Genomic DNA, 17,718 nt, shown 5'->3' with positions numbered 1-17,718 from the left:
ATAGCGGTATCGGTATTTTGAGGACGAGGACCCTTGATGATGTCAAAAATGACCACTGAAATGCTATTTAAGCTCGGTTTGTGTGTTTGGATCTTGAGCCTACCGCTCCGTATTAGGTAAATTCTATCCCGAAATCGCTAAAAATAATCCTTTTGCCGTTGCTTTCTTTAGCGCAATAGTGTACATATTTGCGGTGTTATTTAGATTAATTAAAAATAATACGCCTATTGCAATGTCTGTCCGAATCCCCCATAAATTCCTCTTATGCTGCTTGTTTGCCCTTGCCCAACCTTCAGTACCCTCACTGAAGGCGCAGGACAAACAGCAGCTTCGGGGACTGATATGCGACGAGCACGGCAAGGCAATTGAGAAAGCGGGCGTGACTTTACAACCGGACAACAGGCGGGCAATTACTGATGCGCGAGGCAGGTTTTTGATAAAGGCTTTGTATGAGGGCGATTACACCTTGACGGCTTCGGCGTTGGGGTTTGAGCCTGAACAGATTACGATAAGTATTGGGGCGGGACGGCCTAACGAGGTTAAAATGAGTTTGCGGACAAGCAGCCGGCAGCTTAGCGAAGTGAAGGTGGCGGGTGTGCATGGTAATCCGGATAATTTCATCGATATGACCAAAACGGCTATGCCTTCTAAGGTGATTAGTCGAGAAGAGATCGAAATGATGGGCAGCAGGCGCTTGGACGAGGTATTGAAAGAGCAGACCGGGTTGGCGATCGTTAACGACATCGGTTCGGGCAGTCGCGCTGTAGGCCTGCAAATGCAGGGTTTTGATAGCGGCTATACTATGGTGATGATTGACGGGCAGCCTATGGTTGGCCGGAATAACGGCAACTTCGACCTCTCAAGGGTCACGGTATCTAATATTGAACGGATTGAAATCATTAAAGGAGCATCTTCCTGCTTGTTCGGCAGTGAGGCGCTTGCGGGGGTGGTAAACATCGTTACCCGCAAGCATATTAGTCGGCCCCAGGCTATGGCCGCCCTGAAGTATGGCAGTTTTAACATGACCGACCTGACGCTGGAAGGGGAAAGTCCCTTTGCGGACAAAAAAGGATCCGCGTATTTGTCGGCCAACTATTACCGGACGGATGGTTTTAACTCGAACCCTTATTTATCTGAGGGAAAGACCGCACCACCTTTTAACAGTTATTCGGCACAGGGAAGGATGAGGTATGTGCTGAGTGATGTGAGTTCCGTTAACCTGAACGGGCGACTGGTGACCAGGCATTCGGAGAACCGTTTGGCTTACCAGGGTGTGAAACCGAGTGTGGATGTGCTTAATGAGTTCGATTTGAATGGTTCGATAGCGCTGAACAACAATTTCAGCAACGGTTTGCGCTTAAAATCGCAGTATTATCTGACCCGGTACGAGAATAAACAGGGTGTAACCGACCTGGAAAGCGGCCTGGTGATGCCGGGCAGTGATTTTAGGCAGTATTTGCATCGCGCAGAGCTGCAGGCGGACCGGCAGTTGACCGCAGTACTGGGCCTGACTGGCGGTGCCGGTGCGGCCTATGAGTTGCTGGATAATGATTTCTATCAGGGAAATAAAAGTATGTCAAATTATTTTGTGTACGGACAGGCGCAATGGCAGGCCGCTGAACGCTTGTCGGTAACCGCTGGGGCGAGGTACGACTATCATGACAAATATGGAAGCAAACTGAACCCGAGTCTCGGTTTGCGTTTTGCGGCAGGCCATAACATGAACGTAAAAGCGGCCATTGGCACAGGTTTTAAAACGCCCAATTTCCAGCAGTTGTATATGGTGTTCACAAACATCCAGACGGGCTATTCGGTGTTTGGTGCCGAGGAGTTTTGGCGCGAGATGGGAAGGCTGCAAGAGGGGGGACAAATCATGAGCGTGTTTCCCATGGCGCAGCGTGTGGGCCAGTTGAAACCTGAGCGATCGGTGTCGTACAGCGGCGGGTTTGAATATAAACCTTTAGCTTCGTTGGGCTTATACATCAACCTGTTTTACAATGATATGCGGAATTTTATTAACTACGAACAGGTGGCCCTGAAGACGAGCGGTCAGCAGATCTATTCGTATATGAATATCGCTAAAGCATATACGGCCGGGGCGGAACTGGGTGGGAACTGGAGAGCTTCGCGCTCGCTGAGCCTTTCGGCGGGTTATCAGCTGCTATACGCGGTAGACCGCGGGGTGGTAGACTCGATAAGGAACGGCACTGGACTATACGGACAAACATACGATGTATTGAGCAACCGCATGCGTGCTTCGCGCAGAAGTGATTACGTGGGTATGAACAATCGCAGTCGGCACATGGCCAACCTGAAGGCGACTTACATTTATGACCGACTGGGGCTTACAGGCGCTGTCCGTTTGAGCTATCGGAGCAGATATGGTTTTATGGAGGACAACCGGGCAAATAACTTCCTGGACCGCTGGGACCGGTTTGTGGCTGGTTATTTTCTGTTCAATGTATCTGTGCAGAAGACATTTTATGGTAAGCATCTGCAGTTGCAGCTGACTGCGGATAATATTATGGACTACCGGGATCAGTTGATGCCGGCACAGCAGGGCAGGGCGGTATTGGCCGGCCTGAGCTGGAGATTTTTTAAAGACGAATAAAAGGAAACACTATGTTAAGCACTAAAATTAAAGAGGCTACACGTGTAGCACATCAGGAACTGGAAAAAAAAGTGGTTTTGAAAATGAAGGCCATTCGCAGCGAGGCGGATTATGCGGAAATGCTCAAAAACTTCTACGCCTATTTTAGCGAAGTTGAACGGGCTATAGCGCCCTATATTACCGCTGAGGTTCTGCCCGATTACGCGGAGCGACGGAATTCGGCTTACCTGAAAGCGGACATTGAGGAACTGGGTGGCTCGCTGGAGCAGCTTCCGCCAGCAACTGCTCCCTCGATTACTAATGTTCAGGAGGCCCTGGCTGCCCTCTATGTGATGGAGGGCTCCATTATGGGCGGACCAATCATTGTGCAGATGCTTACCAAACATGGTTTGAGCAGAGGTTTTTCCTTCTTTTCGGGATATGGGGAGGCAACAGGTGAGATGTGGAGCCGTTTTGTGGCCGTGTTGAACGCGCATGCGCAGACCGCGGAGCATGAGGAACTGGCTGTGCGCAAGGCCAATGAAACTTTTGAGCGCTTTGGTGATGTGTTTGATGCCGTTACCGTGGCCTAAGGCAGCGGAGTTGTCCCATAATTGTTGACAAATGAAGATTAAATCGAAGATAGAGGGGGCCGACGACTGGCTGTTCATGGAAGAGATTCCGGAGCTATACGCACCAAGTACACAGCTTTGCGAGAAGCAGGTAAACATTAAGAGCCTCTCTGCGCAAAAGCTGGTGAACTATCAGTTGAGTACGGGTGGTTTATTCCTGGTGCACTCCACCATGCAGTTCTCGGAAAACGTAAAAGTGCTCTCGGAGATCGAGGGCGAGGCGATCACTTCGCAGTTCATTTTCTATGGCACCAGGCCGGAAACTGGTAAGGCGGAAAAGTCAGACAAAGCGACCAGGCGGACGGGCAGCAGGCACAACATCAGGTATATACCTTCTATAAAGGGGAAGTATCCGATGACTGCCGGCGTGGAATACGAATACTTTCTACTCGTGCTGTCTAAACCCTATTATTTTCACCTGATTGATCAGCACTCGCTTTTGCACAGCGATTTTGTAAAGGAGATTTTAAAGGGCCGGTATACTTCTTATGCAGCGAAGGATCTTTCGGTGACCACCGAGATGAAGCGGGTGATTAAGGATATCCGCGACTGCAGGCGGACGGGCGAATTGAAGCGGCTTCATACCGAATCGCGCATCCTGGAGCTCCTTATGCTTCAGCTGGAGCAAATGCAGTCGGGCATAGCCGAGGTAGACAAGTATATGGTGAAGCCGGATGATTTGAAGAAGATAGAGCATGCCCGAGAGATTCTGGACGCCACTTATAGTTACCCACCAACGATCATTGAGCTGTCTAAACAGATCTCTTTGAACGAATTTAAGTTGAAGCGGGGCTTTAAAGAGTATTATGGCACAACGATTTATGGGTACGTGACCAGGCTTAGGATGGAGGAGGCGCGCAGATTGATGGTTTCGGAAAAGAAAAACGTTGGGCAGGTGTCGGCCGCAGTCGGTTTTAACCATCCGAGCCACTTTACGGATGCGTTTAAGCGGTATTTTGGTTTGCTGCCCAGCGAAATGAAGGCTGATGAAGATCAGCAAATGATGCTACAACAATAATTTACAATGATGATGAAAAGATATATGGCTTTGACGGTGTGCTCGTTGGCCCTGGCCGGGCTGATGGCCGCCTGCACGAAGAAGGATGAAAAACCGGAACTGGCAGATACGAAGAGTACGGTGATTAAAGATCTGCCCGGAGATGTGGGCAACACCGTAAGCAGCGGTAAACCTTTTGAGCCATTTTACTTCTCGCTGGAGCAAGGCCTGAAGGTGGACGGGTCTAAAGTTAAAACGGCCGACTGGGATATTGCTTTTACGGAGCAGTATAACTCGCTTATCGTGATCAACAACGGTCTGCACGAAGGAACCCCGGGTTTTGATGGCGCGGCCAGGGGCAAAATATTGATTGTTGAGCAGCCTTATGCAGAAGTATCGCAGGCTCCGGCCGATGCTGATTTTGAGACAAAGGGGATTCCCAGCTTTGGCTGGGATTCTGGAAATGGGATAGGCTGGTTTTTTTATGACCTGAAGACCCACATAGCGGTACCTGTGAAAAACCGAACGTTTGTGCTGCGAACCGCGTCAGGTAAGTTTGCAAAGCTTGAAATGGTAAGTATGTATAAAGGGGCACCTGCGACGGTGAGCGACCTGAACTGGCCTGCGCCTTACTTTACTTTCAGATATTATGTGCAGGCAGATGGGAGCCGCGATCTGAGTACCAAATAGAATCCCATAATCGCCATTTATAATCCCGAAATGGTAAGCCTTTATCAGGGCTTATGTGGAAGATAGTTGTCATATTTGCTATTATTTAAAATCATTCTAAATAAAACATGAAAATATCTAACGCTTTTTATTGCTGGCTAATGATGGGTTTGCTGTCATGCAGCAAGGGGGACGACCCCGCGCCTGAAAAAGAATTGCCTCCGCTGCCAGCAGCTACCGTGACCGCCAGCGGCGAGTATACGGCGACGCTGATTGGAGACACGGAAGCCAGCATGAGCACTGGCGATGGTGTTTTTAAGCCGGTGTACTACAGTCTGGAGGATGGCAGGCCGGTGCCGGAGGCTTATGCGGCTACCGACAAGTGGGATATTGCTTTCACCAGTATATATAACAGCAGCATGTGGGCCAATCATGGCGAGGTTGCTTTTGAGAACGGGACTAAGGGTCCTGGCTTTGGCAGTCCTGCACGGGGAGGCTTGTACCTGATCATTGACCCCTCCGTTGAAGCCCGATATTACGACCAGGAAAAGCATCAGCCTAAGCAGGTGCCGATCGACAAGTCACTGCTTGATGAGGCTTACGATAATGTGAAGACAGTACCGGTGGCCGACAATCAGTTGCTCAGCGCAGGCTACCTGAGCCTGGACCACTTCCTTGGCAGCGGCAATGGTTATGCTTTCTACGACTTTTACGGCGCAATGTTTCCGGGTGATAAGGAGCGGGCGCACATTGTATACAATTTGCCACGGCCCATTATCGTGAAAACGGCCAAGGGTAACTATGCCAAACTGATTATTTACAGTTTTTATAAAGGCAGTCCGACGAGTCCGACACTGCAGTCTGAAGCGCCGTACATCACATTTAAATACACGATCCTGAAAGACGGGTTGAAAGACTTCACAAAAATTAAATAAACCATGAACAAGATTAGGGTTGCCCTGGTGGCGATATTGGCAGTGACGCTTATGGTATCCTGCGCAAAGAATAATGATGATCCGGAGGGTCCTCAGGTTCCCGATACGGCCAAGCTTGCGGGCACGAACTGGGTGCCTGCAAGGGTTAAGAAGATATCTGACTATGTATACCTGGACGAGAAATACCAGGTGGTGTATGTAGTGAACCTTCCGGCCCCGGATGTTGGCAAGGGCGCCTCAGACGGGCACCGGCCTATAGGTTTTAACTTTGACACACGCTCGGCCATTTTAGGCGACAACCATAACGGCGCTGTGGATGTACGCTATACCTGGTCGTCGGCCCAAAACTGGCATGTGTATTTTGATGACATGTATAATTCGTCTGTACACTCGAACGCTACGACGGTTGACTGGCAGGAGGGCGAGGGCAAGATCAAAGTAGTGGCTACTGCTTTTGATGCGCTTAAAGAAGCACCTGCCGAAGCTTTCATCAGAAGTTTGATACCGGTTTCACTGGACGAGTTCTCGCCAATTCTGAGCTGGGGCTTCTACAGGCTGGGTACGCACGCCTTATATCCGCATAAGGACAATACGCTGGTATTTAAACTCAGGGATAACCGATATGTAAAAATGCAATTGGTGAACCTGTACAAAGATAATCCGGGAACGCCTCCCTGGTGGGAAGACCCTAATGCGAAGACGCTGGCGCCCTTCCTCAATTTCAGATACTTTATTCAGCAAACGCCGGGCAGCCGGAATATATCCACCAATTAATCCCTTATTAATGATTTGGTATGGCAGCGTCTAAATTTCTCAGGTCTACACGCTGCCAGGACCAGTAAAAACACAAAATTATGAAAAAAAACTATTTTAAAGGCAGCATGCTTGTTGTGGCTGGCCTTCTTGTCTTGTCATCCTGCAAAAAGGAATCTGCGGATGCTCCCGAAAGCGCTAAACTGAAACTCAGAGGTGCGCAGGCGGTAACCATAACGCCAGGCGCCAGCCCGGTTAGCATTACCGATGGTGGGGGCACCATTTCGCGTGATGCGAATAATGTGGAATGCCAGTCGTACCACGTTCTTAATTTTTTCCAGGGAACGGTGAACCCTACACCTTCCGATCCGCACGACCGGGCAACAACCTACTACTTTAACCTGTTTGATAACAAAGGGGGTACGTCATCCCTCTACGATCTGCGCTTTACCGGTACGGCTAATGGAGACATTTCGGCAGGACCTGATGGTGAGCTGGCTTATATCAATAAGGCCTATTGCAGCGTAACGCGTTCTGATTTTCATGCCGATAGTGTACAATCTGTGATAGGTAAGGAAAACACGATCAATTACCCGGTACCTCCAACCACGCGGTACACTGGTCCGGGTTGGTACAATTACAACTTTGCCGTTCACATTGTGTCTCCATTAAGCGGCCGTACGCTGATTTATAAGAGCGGCAGCGACTATTTCAAAATCGAAATTCAGAGCATCTATCAGGATGGAACGCCTGATTCGCCGATCATGGCTACGGATTTCCCTTACTATAAGTTTAGGTATACACCAATTTAACTTAAATCTTAATTAACAGCGGCTAACGAAGCACTTGCTGAATAAAGTTTTTCATATAAATATTCTTTAAACATGAAATTTAACCACTACACCCTGCTATCATCTGTACTATTGTTATTTTGCCTGAACGCGTGTAAAGACGACGACGTGGCGCCTGAAAAGCCTGCCCCCGAACCTGAGCCTAAAGAGGTTATTGTGAACGAATGGGTAACGATCGACAAAAAGAAGATCGTTAACGTGAAGGATCTTAAAATAGAAAGCAGCAGAAGGACTTTTGTGTATTTCTCGCTGGAGGGGATGAAGATCATCGATGCGGAAAAGGTGAAGACCAATGAATGGGACATCGCATTCACGCTTGCAAACGCAGCGAACATTTATGCGAACACAGGACAGACAACCAACACGGATGCACCATATTATCAGGGTGCTGGCCGGGCAGTTATTGCTTTTGTAACGCAAAATTTCGATGATGTTACGGCACCTCCGGCCGACGATCAGTTTGACCAGACCGGTAAGCTTGCTTTTGGTATACGAAGCTCGGGAGCGCCGGAAGAGCCTTTCTTTTGGGCCAATTATATGTACGATGAAAAAGGCTTTGCTACGCATAGTGTGCCTTATCCTAACAAGACCCTGATCATTAAATTGACGGATGGACGCTATGCTAAACTTCAGTATCAGAGTAATTATAAAGGGGGACTGACCAATCCGACTGCTGCTGATCATATTGCCGACAAGCTGGGGTATTGTTCGTTCAGGTACTTCATTAGTAAGGCAGGCAGTAAGGACCTGACTACGAAATAGCATGAAATTTTGCGCCTGGCTAAAGTTTGCGCTGCTGACGGTGACAGTCAGCAGCATTGCGGCTTGCAGAAAGCCAGACGTAGCTGAGCCGGAGCTGGAATCGCCCGCCTCAGGAACTCGCGCTGAACTAACGCTGGACTCTGTTTTTCTTTATGCCCGGCATGTGTATGTCTGGCATGAAGCGTTGCCGGACTATCGCGCATTCAATCCCAGGAAATATCATTCGGCTGCCGCGTCGGAGCTCCTCAATCTGAAAAAGACGGTGTTTGACCTGACGACTTATGCTGTGAATCCGCTTACTTCAAAACCCTACGAGTATACCGCACTGCCGGGTTTTTCTAAATACAGTTTCATCGAGGAAAGCGATGGTTATGGCCGGGTGGCGGCTGCCAATGGGCAGTCTGACGAATTATCGGCCACAGGCCAGTTGGAAGCAGTCAGACAGGGCGATATTGGTTACCTCAGGTTTACCCAATTCTATGTGTTATCGTCAATGACCAGTTTGCTGGATGAAGCTTTTGAGCTCTTTGCGCAGCCACAGGGCATCACCTCCCTGATCATTGATTTACGGGGGAACATGGGCGGATATACGGAGACGGCAGAGTATATTGCAGATTTGCTTGCACTGCCATCGATGAACGAAAAGACGATGTATACACAAGAATTTAACACTGAAATGCAGTCGGGTAGGGCAAAGATCTTAAAGCATCAGCTATACAAAGATGAAAACGGCAGGGTTGTTTATGTTGGCGGCCGGCCTGCAACGTATGCGGACATCGACTTCTCCATTGCTGCCAATACGATCCGTTTCCAAAAGAAAGGCGCGCTGACATCCTTAAAAAGGCTGTGCTTTATTGTGAATGAAAACACCGCATCGGCCAGTGAATTGTTGATTAATGTGATGAAGCCCTATGTTCCGGTCACCCTGATAGGGACAAAGACTTATGGGAAACCGGTAGGCTCTTTCGGTATAGTTGTAGATCGCTATACGCTGCATGTGCCGAGCTTCTTGATTTATAACGCCGCTGGAAAGGGAGGATATTTTTCAGGTTTTACACCAGATATTGAGGCTAGCGACGAGCAGTTGGGCAGTAATGCAGGGGATGTGCTGGATAAAGTTGGCGCCCTAACCGGCGATGGACCGGAAGGCAGGATAAGGATGACACGCACGGTACGAGCAAGTCCTCTTAAGGCTATAGATTTTCTTAAAGATCCTAACATGCTGCGTAAAAGATTTAAAATTAGACGCTGGTTCGTTCCCCGTGTAAGGGATTTTATTCCTAGTTTGGCATTTTAGCAAGCAAATGGAATAAATGAAAAGAATTTTGTCTCTTTTTTGTGGATGCTTCCTGGTGTTTTCTGAGGCAGGTGCACAATCTGATCTGAAATTTACGGTTGAAGAAGCTCCCGAATGGTCGGCCTTGTTTACCCGCACCAAGGGTTGGTTTGGCGGCGACGGTATTTACGCGATACCCTTCAACGGTTCGGAATCTGGCGGTAGCGCTTCTGCAAAAACCATGTTCATCTTCAGCGACAGCATGGTGGGTGAAATTACAGCGGGTAAAATGGCTCCCGGTGCGGTAATGGTCCATAACTCTTTTGCAATCATGAGAGGCCAGAAGCCAGTCGGCGATAGTCTGAACTTTTATTGGGACAAGCATCCAAACGGAAAAGCAGAGACCGTCTTTATTCCGAAAACGCCGAAGACTGGTCCGACCGACTATTTCTGGCTGGGCGATGGTTTTTTTAATACGGCGCTGAACCGCATGTTTATTTTTGGCTATCGGGTGAAACAGGTATCTGACGGTACATTTGGCTTTGAAGAAGTCGGAAACACCTTGTTGAAGATAGATCCTTCAGCAATTGGTGCAGTGGAAACGCAGCATGGCAGTTTTAAGTCTTCCTGGTACGATCAGAAAGACACGCCCTTTTTTATTTCGAAGGAGACAGGTGAGATGGGTTCCTTTGGCGCCGGAATTTACGTGAACACCAAAGTGGCTGGCGCTCCGGCCCCGGATGGCTATGTTTATGTATACGGTGTGAGGGGTCAGGCTAAGAAAATGCTCGTGGCGCGCGTGAAACCGGAAGATTTTGAACGTTATAACCGCTGGCGGTTTTGGGACGGCAATGCCTGGCAGACCGATATGATGAAGTCGGCCCCGGTTACCGACAGGGTTTCTAACGAACTCAGCGTATCAGCGCTACCGGATGGAAGATACGCATTGGTTTTTCAGGAGGGAGGCATGGGCCGTCATGTTGCTATGCGCATAGGAGACACACCAGTAGGGCCCTTTGGACCTATAATAAGGTTGTATGACTGTAGCCCGGCACTAACCAAGAAGTCTTATTTTGTGTATAATGCTAAAGCGTATCCGCATTTGTCTGCTCCGGCAGAGCTTTTGATTAGTTATAATGTGAACTCTTTTGATTTTTTAAAAGACCTCGCTGATGATCCGCAGATGTACAGGCCAAGGTTTATCAGGGTGAGGTTTAAGGATCAGGCTGAATAGTAAAATAAAGTCTACTAATACTGTAGATTTTTATATCTTTGCCCCAGATTGTTCGGTTGTGTATTAATTATCTGAAAAAGTCGTACTTTAGGATATCGGTCGCACCGCAACGTATAATGTTTTACTTGATAACAACGGGAGTGAGGGTTCCCTTTGGAAAATGAAAGATAAAGCTAACATTAGTGATTTTGAACTTCTATCCCGGTTGAAGGCCGGGGATGAGCTTGCTTTCAATGTAATTTATGAACGCTACTGGCAATTGCTATATGTGGCGGCAAGTAAGGTGCTTAGGTCCGGGGATGACGCTAAGGACGTGGTGCAGGAAATTTTCATGTCTTTTTTAGCCAAGGGTCCGTCTATAGAGATCACTGGTTCCTTATCGAATTATTTGTACAGTGCCGTAAGGTATAAGGTATTTGACGCTATGAGTAGACAAAAGGTGCGCGACAACTATGCTGACTCATTTAATAATTATGTAGAGGCGGGTAATATCAGTACTGACAATGCTTTAATAGAAAAGGAAATCAGGGCAGAGATGGATCGGGAAATTGATAATTTGCCTGAAAAGATGAGAGAAGTGTTTTTGCTGAGCCGGAAGGGTGAAATGTCTCACAAGGAGATTGCCGAAACCTTAAATATTTCGGATAAGACGGTTAAAAAGCAAATCAGCAATGCGGTAAAGTTGCTAAGACCCAAGTTTCAGAACTATTATATGCTCGTTTTGGCCTTTTTTGCGGCATATTTCAGGTGAGCATTAAAAAATTGATTTTTTTTCAAACTTTATCTACTACCAAAGCGGCGCACAACCGACATATAGGAAAGGCGAATAGCTTTTTATGTGTAACCTAAATGAAGAAACCCGATTTTAAAGATATTTTAGAGAAGTATGCGGCAGGCAAATGCACGGATGAAGAGCGTGCACTTTTGGAAGGCTGGTACTTGTCGCAGCTAAAAAATGGTCAGCGCCCTTCAGAGGAACAGCTTGCAAAAGTCAAGGAAGAAATGTGGAACGAGCTGTCTGAGAAGTCTCTTGTTGAGCGGTATAGCGTAATGCGGATCCTCAAGTGGTCGGCCGTTGCAGCAGCACTTGCGGCTGCCGTATTATTTACATACAAACTGGATTGGAAGAAGGGTGCACCCAGTTCTGTTAAAGAACAATCGACACTTGCCGCTCCCGGAAAAGCTGAAGTTAAATTGCTTAAAGCCTCTGACGTAGAGAATACCATGATGAAATTGCCTGATGGCAGTATGGTGATACTGGCCAAGGGGAGTAGTCTTACGTTGTTTTCTGATTTTAACGGCGCATCCGGCCGGAAAGTTAGGTTAGAAGGCAAGGCGTACTTTGATATTGCCCATGATCCGTCCAGGCCATTCATAATTCACACAGGCAACGTTCTCACGAGAGTGCTGGGTACTGCTTTTGATATTACGACCTCTGCCGGCAGTAAGACGGTCAAGGTTAATGTGATACGGGGCAAGGTGGAGGTGAAAAATACCGTATCCCGCCAGGTTACTTATTTGCATAGAGATATGCAGCTTGTATTTGGAGAAGATAACCGGGTAACTCTGAGACAGGAGGTAAACGCGGAGCAGGAACTTGCCTGGAGACAGCAGGATCTGGAATTCAATGATATTTCACTGGAAGATGCCGTTCAGCGTCTGGAGGAGCAATTCGGATATAAGATTGTGGTAAGTGATCCGGATTTAAGGAAGCAAAAATTTACCTACTCAATGCGTAGCAATGAGTCTCCAGACTCTTTTATGAAGAGTTTTTGTGAGTTTCTAATGGCAACTTATAGCATCAATAAAGAGCTTAAAACCATATCAATTCAACCTTTAAAACCAACAAGTACATGAAGAAATTCTACTTAGCCTCAAAAAATTCGACATAAAGAAGGGTAAGGTAATCTGCTGATATTGCGAGTATCAAAAGATGAGCCTTACCCTCCGGGCTGTTGCTATCAAGGATAGCGGCCCGTGATGTAATTCCAAGCAAACGTTTAGTAATCACATAAATTCGAAAATATGAATTTTTCTGCAGATGCAGCAAGAATCAGGAATTCTTTGTTCCTGACAAACCACCATTTCTTAATTCACTGTATGCGTATAACCTTACTCATCGGCATTATCCTCTCGCTTTCATTACAATTTGCCTCCGCCTCCGGCGCGAAAGGCCAGGCGATGAATGCGGTTACCTTAAGTATTAAACTTGAGGATGAAAGCCTTATAGATGCGATCAAGAAGATCGAAAAAACTACGCCCTTCAGATTTCTTTACCGGAGCTCTGATGTAAAGGGTGTTGATGGCCTTACATATAATTCGGCTTCTGTTAGTGTTGAAGACCTGATGAAGCAGTTGCTGCAGGGCTCTAATCTAACTGCCCGGCAGGTAGATGACCGGATTTTAATTACGAAGAGTGCAGCGACGCAGAAGAGTATTTCGCGGTCTTTCCGCGAGATTCTGGTACAGGATACGGTGATCACAGGTACAATATTCGATGCGAAATCTAAGGACCGCATTGCCGGAGCCACCATATCGGTAAAGAATTCCAATACCCGCGCGCAGACAGACGCCAGAGGTAACTTCAGAATAATGACCTCACAAGGGGCTGTTTTACTGGTGAGTTATATCGGTTACGAAACTCAGGAGGTAACTGTAACCAAGCCTGTGCTGGAGATCCGGCTTGAGGAATCTGCTCAGTCGCTTAAAGGCGTCGTGGTAACTGGTATAGTAAACCAAAGCAAATCGACCTTTACCGGTGCAGCTCGTACATTTAACGCTCAGGAGCTTTCGAGAGTAAGTAATAATAATGTGCTGAGTGCTTTGAAGTCGCTCGACCCTTCGTTCCAGATTCCGGAAAATCTTAACATCGGATCGAATCCAAACGTGCTTCCTGACGTGGTTTTGCGGGGTGGAAATACGTTAGTCGATATCAGGCAGCAAGGAGCAGCAGATCCGTTTAACTACCAGTCGGCCCCTAACGCGCCTTTATTTATCCTTGATGGTTTTGAAACGACTCTTCAGCGTATCAATGACCTTGATATGAACAGGATTGCCAGTGTAACAGTACTAAAGGACGCTGGTGCTACTGCTATTTATGGCTCGAGAGGAGCTAATGGCGTAGTAGTTATCGAACAATTAAGACCAGTTGAGGGTAAACTTAGATTTACCTATAATGGTAGCACGCAATTGGAAGCGCCCGACCTGACAGGCTATGATCTTCTGAATGCAGCGGAAAAATTCGAGCTGGAAGACCGAAGCGGCTTCTTTAAGAACACTTTTAACACCACACAAAATGCACTGGATCTTGTTCGCGAAAACAGGCTGATTGCTGTTCGTTCAGGCGTAAATACCGATTGGATAGCTAAGCCACTTAGAACGGGTATAGGTCAAAAACATAATCTTTATGTAGAGGGCGGCGCTGAAGCTGTGACTTACGGACTTAACCTTACTTACGATCAGAAAACGGGCGTTATGAAGGGGTCTGACAGAAAGACCACTACTGGCAACTCTTTCTTCTCGTACAGACTAAAGAACTTTCAATTCAGAAACGACCTGACCCTGTTCTTTAATGATGCTGCAAACTCGCCATATGGTTCTTTTACGCAATATACCAGGCTAAATCCTTACTGGAGCCCTTACGATGCTAATGGGAATTTAAAGGTTTATCTGGAAGAGGTGATAGACCCGGTTACCGGTTTGCGTGTGACAAACCAGGATTTTTATGATAACCTGAACGGCTATGTAGGCCGACCGGTTAACCCACTTTACAACGCTTCTTTGAACATTACAGATCGCACAGGTTATCGGGGTGTAACGAATAATTTTGAAACTCGCTGGCAGGCCAAAGAATGGCTTCGTTTGACGGGGCGTTTGTCTTACACAAAGCAGAACGACGACTCGGACATTTTCCTTCCTGCTCAACATAGTTCATTTGCAAACATTCCAACATTTGAGAAGGGCTCTTACACCAAAGGAACAGGGGATCTGCAAAGAATCGAGGGATTCCTGACTGGTGAAGCCAACAAGAACTTCGGAAAACACTTCCTTTCAGGTTCGGCAACTTTGAACATCAAAGAGGTTAACTATAATACGCAATCGGTACGTGTGATCGGTTTTCCAAATCCTAACCTGGATCAGTTCATTTTGGGTAACCAGTACCCAACCAATCAAAAGCCCTCAGGAACGGAGAGTATAACGCGTTCTTTTGGTACGCTGGGCAGGATAGCTTACAACTACGACAGCCGTTATCTGTTTGATGCGACTTTCCGTCTAGACGGTTCATCACTGTATGGAACTGACAGACGCTATGCACCTTTCTGGTCGCTGGGCGCTGGTTGGAACCTTACCAATGAGGAGTTCCTGAAAAATCACGCTGTAATCAATGATGCCCGCCTGCGGTATACCATTGGTACTACTGGTTCAGAAAGTTTCGAGAGTTATAAGGGTATTACCACCAGTCAGTATTATACCGACAGGGAATATCGCGGAGTGATTGCTTCATATTTACTCGGCTATGGTAACGATATGCTGGCATGGCAGAAGACCTTGAAGCAAAACATTGGTATTGACCTGACTATCTTTAACAGGTTTACGTTAAATGCTAACTATTTCCTTGAAAGAACAAAAGGAAGTATTGCATTTATCACCAGTGCCCCTTCTACTGGTTTTGCGGGCTATTACGACAACATGGGTGATGTAGTAAATAAAGGATACGAACTTTATGGCCGTTTTAACATACTTGCAAACCCAAGCAACCGCAATAACTGGTCGGTATTTGTGAATGCTTTTCATGTAACCAACCGGATAGAAAAAATATCATCTACCATTAAGGCATTAAATGAGCGGGCAAATTCTTCGCGGTCGACAGTACCTTTGCCGAAGTATGCGGAAGGCCAATCTGTAAACGTGATCTGGGCTGTACCTTCACTTGGTATAGATCCGGCTTCCGGAAACGAGCTGTTTCTAAGCAGGGATGGATCTGTAGTGAATGCGTATAACCCCGCCGATCAGATCATCGCGGGGGACAAGACGTCGACGATCAACGGAACCATGGGTACAAACTTTGAAATGAAGGGCATTGGATTTAATATTTACCTGCGTTTTGATTTCGGTGGCGACACTTATAATCAGACGTTGGTTGACCGTGTAGAGAATGCTAACGTGGCTTTGTATAATGTGGACAGAAGGGTGTACGAATCAAGATGGCAAAAACCGGGGGATGTTTCTTTCTATAGGGGTATTGTAAACTATACGAATAACGTTAATGCACCGATTACGTATACAACTTCGCGTTTTGTTCAAAAGAACAATTTCATCGCAGGTGAAAGCGTTTCTGTTTACTATCGTTTTTCTGACAACCTGAACAAACGTTTAGGTCTGCAAAACACTAAAGTAACTCTTTTTGGAAGTGATATTTTCCGTGCCTCCAGTATTAAACGCGAAAGGGGTCTGGATTATCCTTTTGCGCATAACTACACTTTACAATTACAGACCACTTTCTAAATAGACATATCATGAGATTTAAAAAAATTACTTCATTATTTCCGATTTATCTGTTTGCCATGATGATTTGCCTGTCGTCGTGCAAGAAATGGTTAGACGTAGATCCTAAAACCCAAGTGAAAGAAACGAAGCAGTTTAGCACCAGGCAGGGATATATTGATGCCTTGTTTGGCGTCTATCAGGGGGCTGCGTCGAGGGAAACTTACGGTTCGTGGCTCAGTTTTTATATGCTTGACATCATGGCTCAGCGCTACGAAAATAAGTCGTCTACAATAACCACCATTGGTAAACTAGCGCGTTATAACTATGCCGATTCGGAGATACAGACGATGATCGCTAACATGTTTAAAAAGCAATATTCCAATATTGCACAGGTTAATTTCCTGCTTAAGAATATTGACCAGAGCGCTGGTGTACTTGATGAAAACACAAAAAACATCATCAAGGGTGAGGCACTGGCAATGCGTGCGTACCAACATTTTGACCTTGCCAGGCTTTTTTCTGAACGCTACGATGGTGGTGCCAACGCCGGTAAGCCTTCGGTTGCTTATATGAAAGATTTTACTGTGGTATCTCAGGCCAGACTTTCGCTTGGAGAGGTGATTGGTCTATGTGAGGCAGATCTTAAGGAGGCTGAACGCTTATTGTCTGTGCACCAAACGATCGATCAGATAAAAGACAATCAGGGAAGTACTAATGCTGACCTCTTTTTGCAATACAGACAAAATCATATGAACTATTGGGCTGTAAAAGCATTACTTGCCAGGCTTTATTTGTATAAGGGTGATAAGGTAAACGCATTGAAGTATGCCAAGGAGGTTATTGACAGCGATAAGTTTAAATTTATCACTTCGGCTGAAATAAATGCAGATGCAGGTTCCGTTAATTCTGACCTTACTTTCAGTACGGAACATATTTTTTCAATTTATGTTTCGGGCATGAAAGCGATTGCGGACGATTTATTTAAGAACTCTAACGCAACAGGAGAAACTACAGATTTGTGGTCGACGCGCGCTAAACTGGATGCGACTTACCAGGCTTCACTTGTGGGTTATGGTACCGATGTGCGCAGACCTGGTGCTTCTAAGAGTTTGTGGAACGAAATCGCAGCAAGTACGGTGTATACCAAGAAATACTGGAGCGATGCGCCGACCAATGTGAAGCAGCGCCTTGTACCGCTTATTAAACTTTCAGAGATGTATTATATCGCTGCCGAGGCCGCACCCACATTGGCTGAAGGGACCGCTTACCTAAACGAGGTACGTACCAGCAGATTGATTCCGGAATTGCCCGTGCCTGCTACCCAGACGGCGCTTGATGCGGAAATTCAGTTTGAATATCGGAAGGATTTCTACGCAGAGGGTCAGTTATGGTATTACTACAAACGTATGAATGTTACCACGCTGCCTGATGGGATATCAAATCCTATGTCGACTGCTAAATACGTTTTCCCGATCCCGAATGATGAACTGGAATTTGGAATTGAGGGCAACTAACCATTTTATGACAAGAGA

General features: G+C 46.7%; 14 protein-coding genes. All 14 read left to right on the top strand.

Annotated elements, in window-relative coordinates; genetic code table 11:
• Positions 1 to 232 precede the first annotated feature (232 nt).
• The 14 genes from QEP07_RS02760 (at position 233) to QEP07_RS02695 (ending at position 17,700) form a co-directional block, all read left to right on the top strand.
• Entirely contained in the window at positions 233 to 2,611 is a 2,379-nt protein-coding gene (locus QEP07_RS02760; RefSeq protein WP_285008426.1) for a TonB-dependent receptor, read from the top strand.
• Between the two features lie 11 nt (positions 2,612 to 2,622).
• Entirely contained in the window at positions 2,623 to 3,183 is a 561-nt protein-coding gene (locus tag QEP07_RS02755) for a biliverdin-producing heme oxygenase (RefSeq protein ID WP_285008425.1), read from the top strand.
• A gap of 31 nt (positions 3,184 to 3,214) precedes the next feature.
• Complete coding sequence (locus QEP07_RS02750) at positions 3,215 to 4,240, top strand: helix-turn-helix transcriptional regulator (RefSeq protein ID WP_285008424.1); 1,026 nt, start codon at positions 3,215 to 3,217, stop codon at positions 4,238 to 4,240.
• A gap of 6 nt (positions 4,241 to 4,246) precedes the next feature.
• Positions 4,247 to 4,909, top strand: coding sequence for an HmuY family protein (locus tag QEP07_RS02745; RefSeq protein ID WP_285008423.1), 663 nt, complete (start codon positions 4,247 to 4,249; stop codon positions 4,907 to 4,909).
• A 107-nt stretch (positions 4,910 to 5,016) separates the two neighbouring features.
• Positions 5,017 to 5,823 carry an HmuY family protein gene (locus QEP07_RS02740; RefSeq protein WP_285008422.1) on the top strand — a complete coding sequence of 269 codons (807 nt, stop codon included), beginning with the start codon at positions 5,017 to 5,019 and terminating at the stop codon, positions 5,821 to 5,823.
• Positions 5,824 to 5,826: 3 nt separating this feature from the next.
• Positions 5,827 to 6,597 carry a hypothetical protein gene (locus QEP07_RS02735; RefSeq protein WP_285008421.1) on the top strand — a complete coding sequence of 257 codons (771 nt, stop codon included), beginning with the start codon at positions 5,827 to 5,829 and terminating at the stop codon, positions 6,595 to 6,597.
• An 80-nt stretch (positions 6,598 to 6,677) separates the two neighbouring features.
• Positions 6,678 to 7,388 (top strand): hypothetical protein, encoded by a 711-nt coding sequence (locus QEP07_RS02730; protein WP_285008420.1) that lies wholly within the window; start codon positions 6,678 to 6,680, stop codon positions 7,386 to 7,388.
• Between the two features lie 72 nt (positions 7,389 to 7,460).
• On the top strand, positions 7,461 to 8,189 hold the full coding sequence (locus QEP07_RS02725; protein WP_285008419.1) for an HmuY family protein: 729 nt from the start codon (positions 7,461 to 7,463) through the stop codon (positions 8,187 to 8,189).
• A gap of 1 nt (position 8,190) precedes the next feature.
• The gene (locus QEP07_RS02720) at positions 8,191 to 9,486 is read left to right on the top strand and encodes a S41 family peptidase (RefSeq protein WP_285008418.1); all 1,296 of its coding nucleotides are present in this window, start codon (positions 8,191 to 8,193) and stop codon (positions 9,484 to 9,486) included.
• A 16-nt stretch (positions 9,487 to 9,502) separates the two neighbouring features.
• Positions 9,503 to 10,699, top strand: coding sequence for a DUF5005 domain-containing protein (locus tag QEP07_RS02715; RefSeq protein ID WP_285008417.1), 1,197 nt, complete (start codon positions 9,503 to 9,505; stop codon positions 10,697 to 10,699).
• Between the two features lie 160 nt (positions 10,700 to 10,859).
• The gene (locus tag QEP07_RS02710) at positions 10,860 to 11,450 is read left to right on the top strand and encodes an RNA polymerase sigma factor (RefSeq protein ID WP_285008416.1); all 591 of its coding nucleotides are present in this window, start codon (positions 10,860 to 10,862) and stop codon (positions 11,448 to 11,450) included.
• A 98-nt stretch (positions 11,451 to 11,548) separates the two neighbouring features.
• Positions 11,549 to 12,556 (top strand): FecR family protein, encoded by a 1,008-nt coding sequence (locus QEP07_RS02705; RefSeq protein ID WP_285008415.1) that lies wholly within the window; start codon positions 11,549 to 11,551, stop codon positions 12,554 to 12,556.
• 168 nt (positions 12,557 to 12,724) lie between these two features.
• Positions 12,725 to 16,204 carry a SusC/RagA family TonB-linked outer membrane protein gene (locus QEP07_RS02700; RefSeq protein ID WP_285008414.1) on the top strand — a complete coding sequence of 1,160 codons (3,480 nt, stop codon included), beginning with the start codon at positions 12,725 to 12,727 and terminating at the stop codon, positions 16,202 to 16,204.
• Positions 16,205 to 16,215: 11 nt separating this feature from the next.
• Complete coding sequence (locus QEP07_RS02695; RefSeq protein ID WP_285008413.1) at positions 16,216 to 17,700, top strand: RagB/SusD family nutrient uptake outer membrane protein; 1,485 nt, start codon at positions 16,216 to 16,218, stop codon at positions 17,698 to 17,700.
• Positions 17,701 to 17,718 lie beyond the last annotated feature (18 nt).

The sequence above is a fragment of the Pedobacter faecalis genome, assembly GCF_030182585.1.
Classification (GTDB): Bacteria; Bacteroidota; Bacteroidia; order Sphingobacteriales; family Sphingobacteriaceae; genus Pedobacter; species Pedobacter faecalis.
Note: the sequence above shows the minus strand (reverse complement) of the source record. Positions and strands in the feature narration are given on the sequence as shown.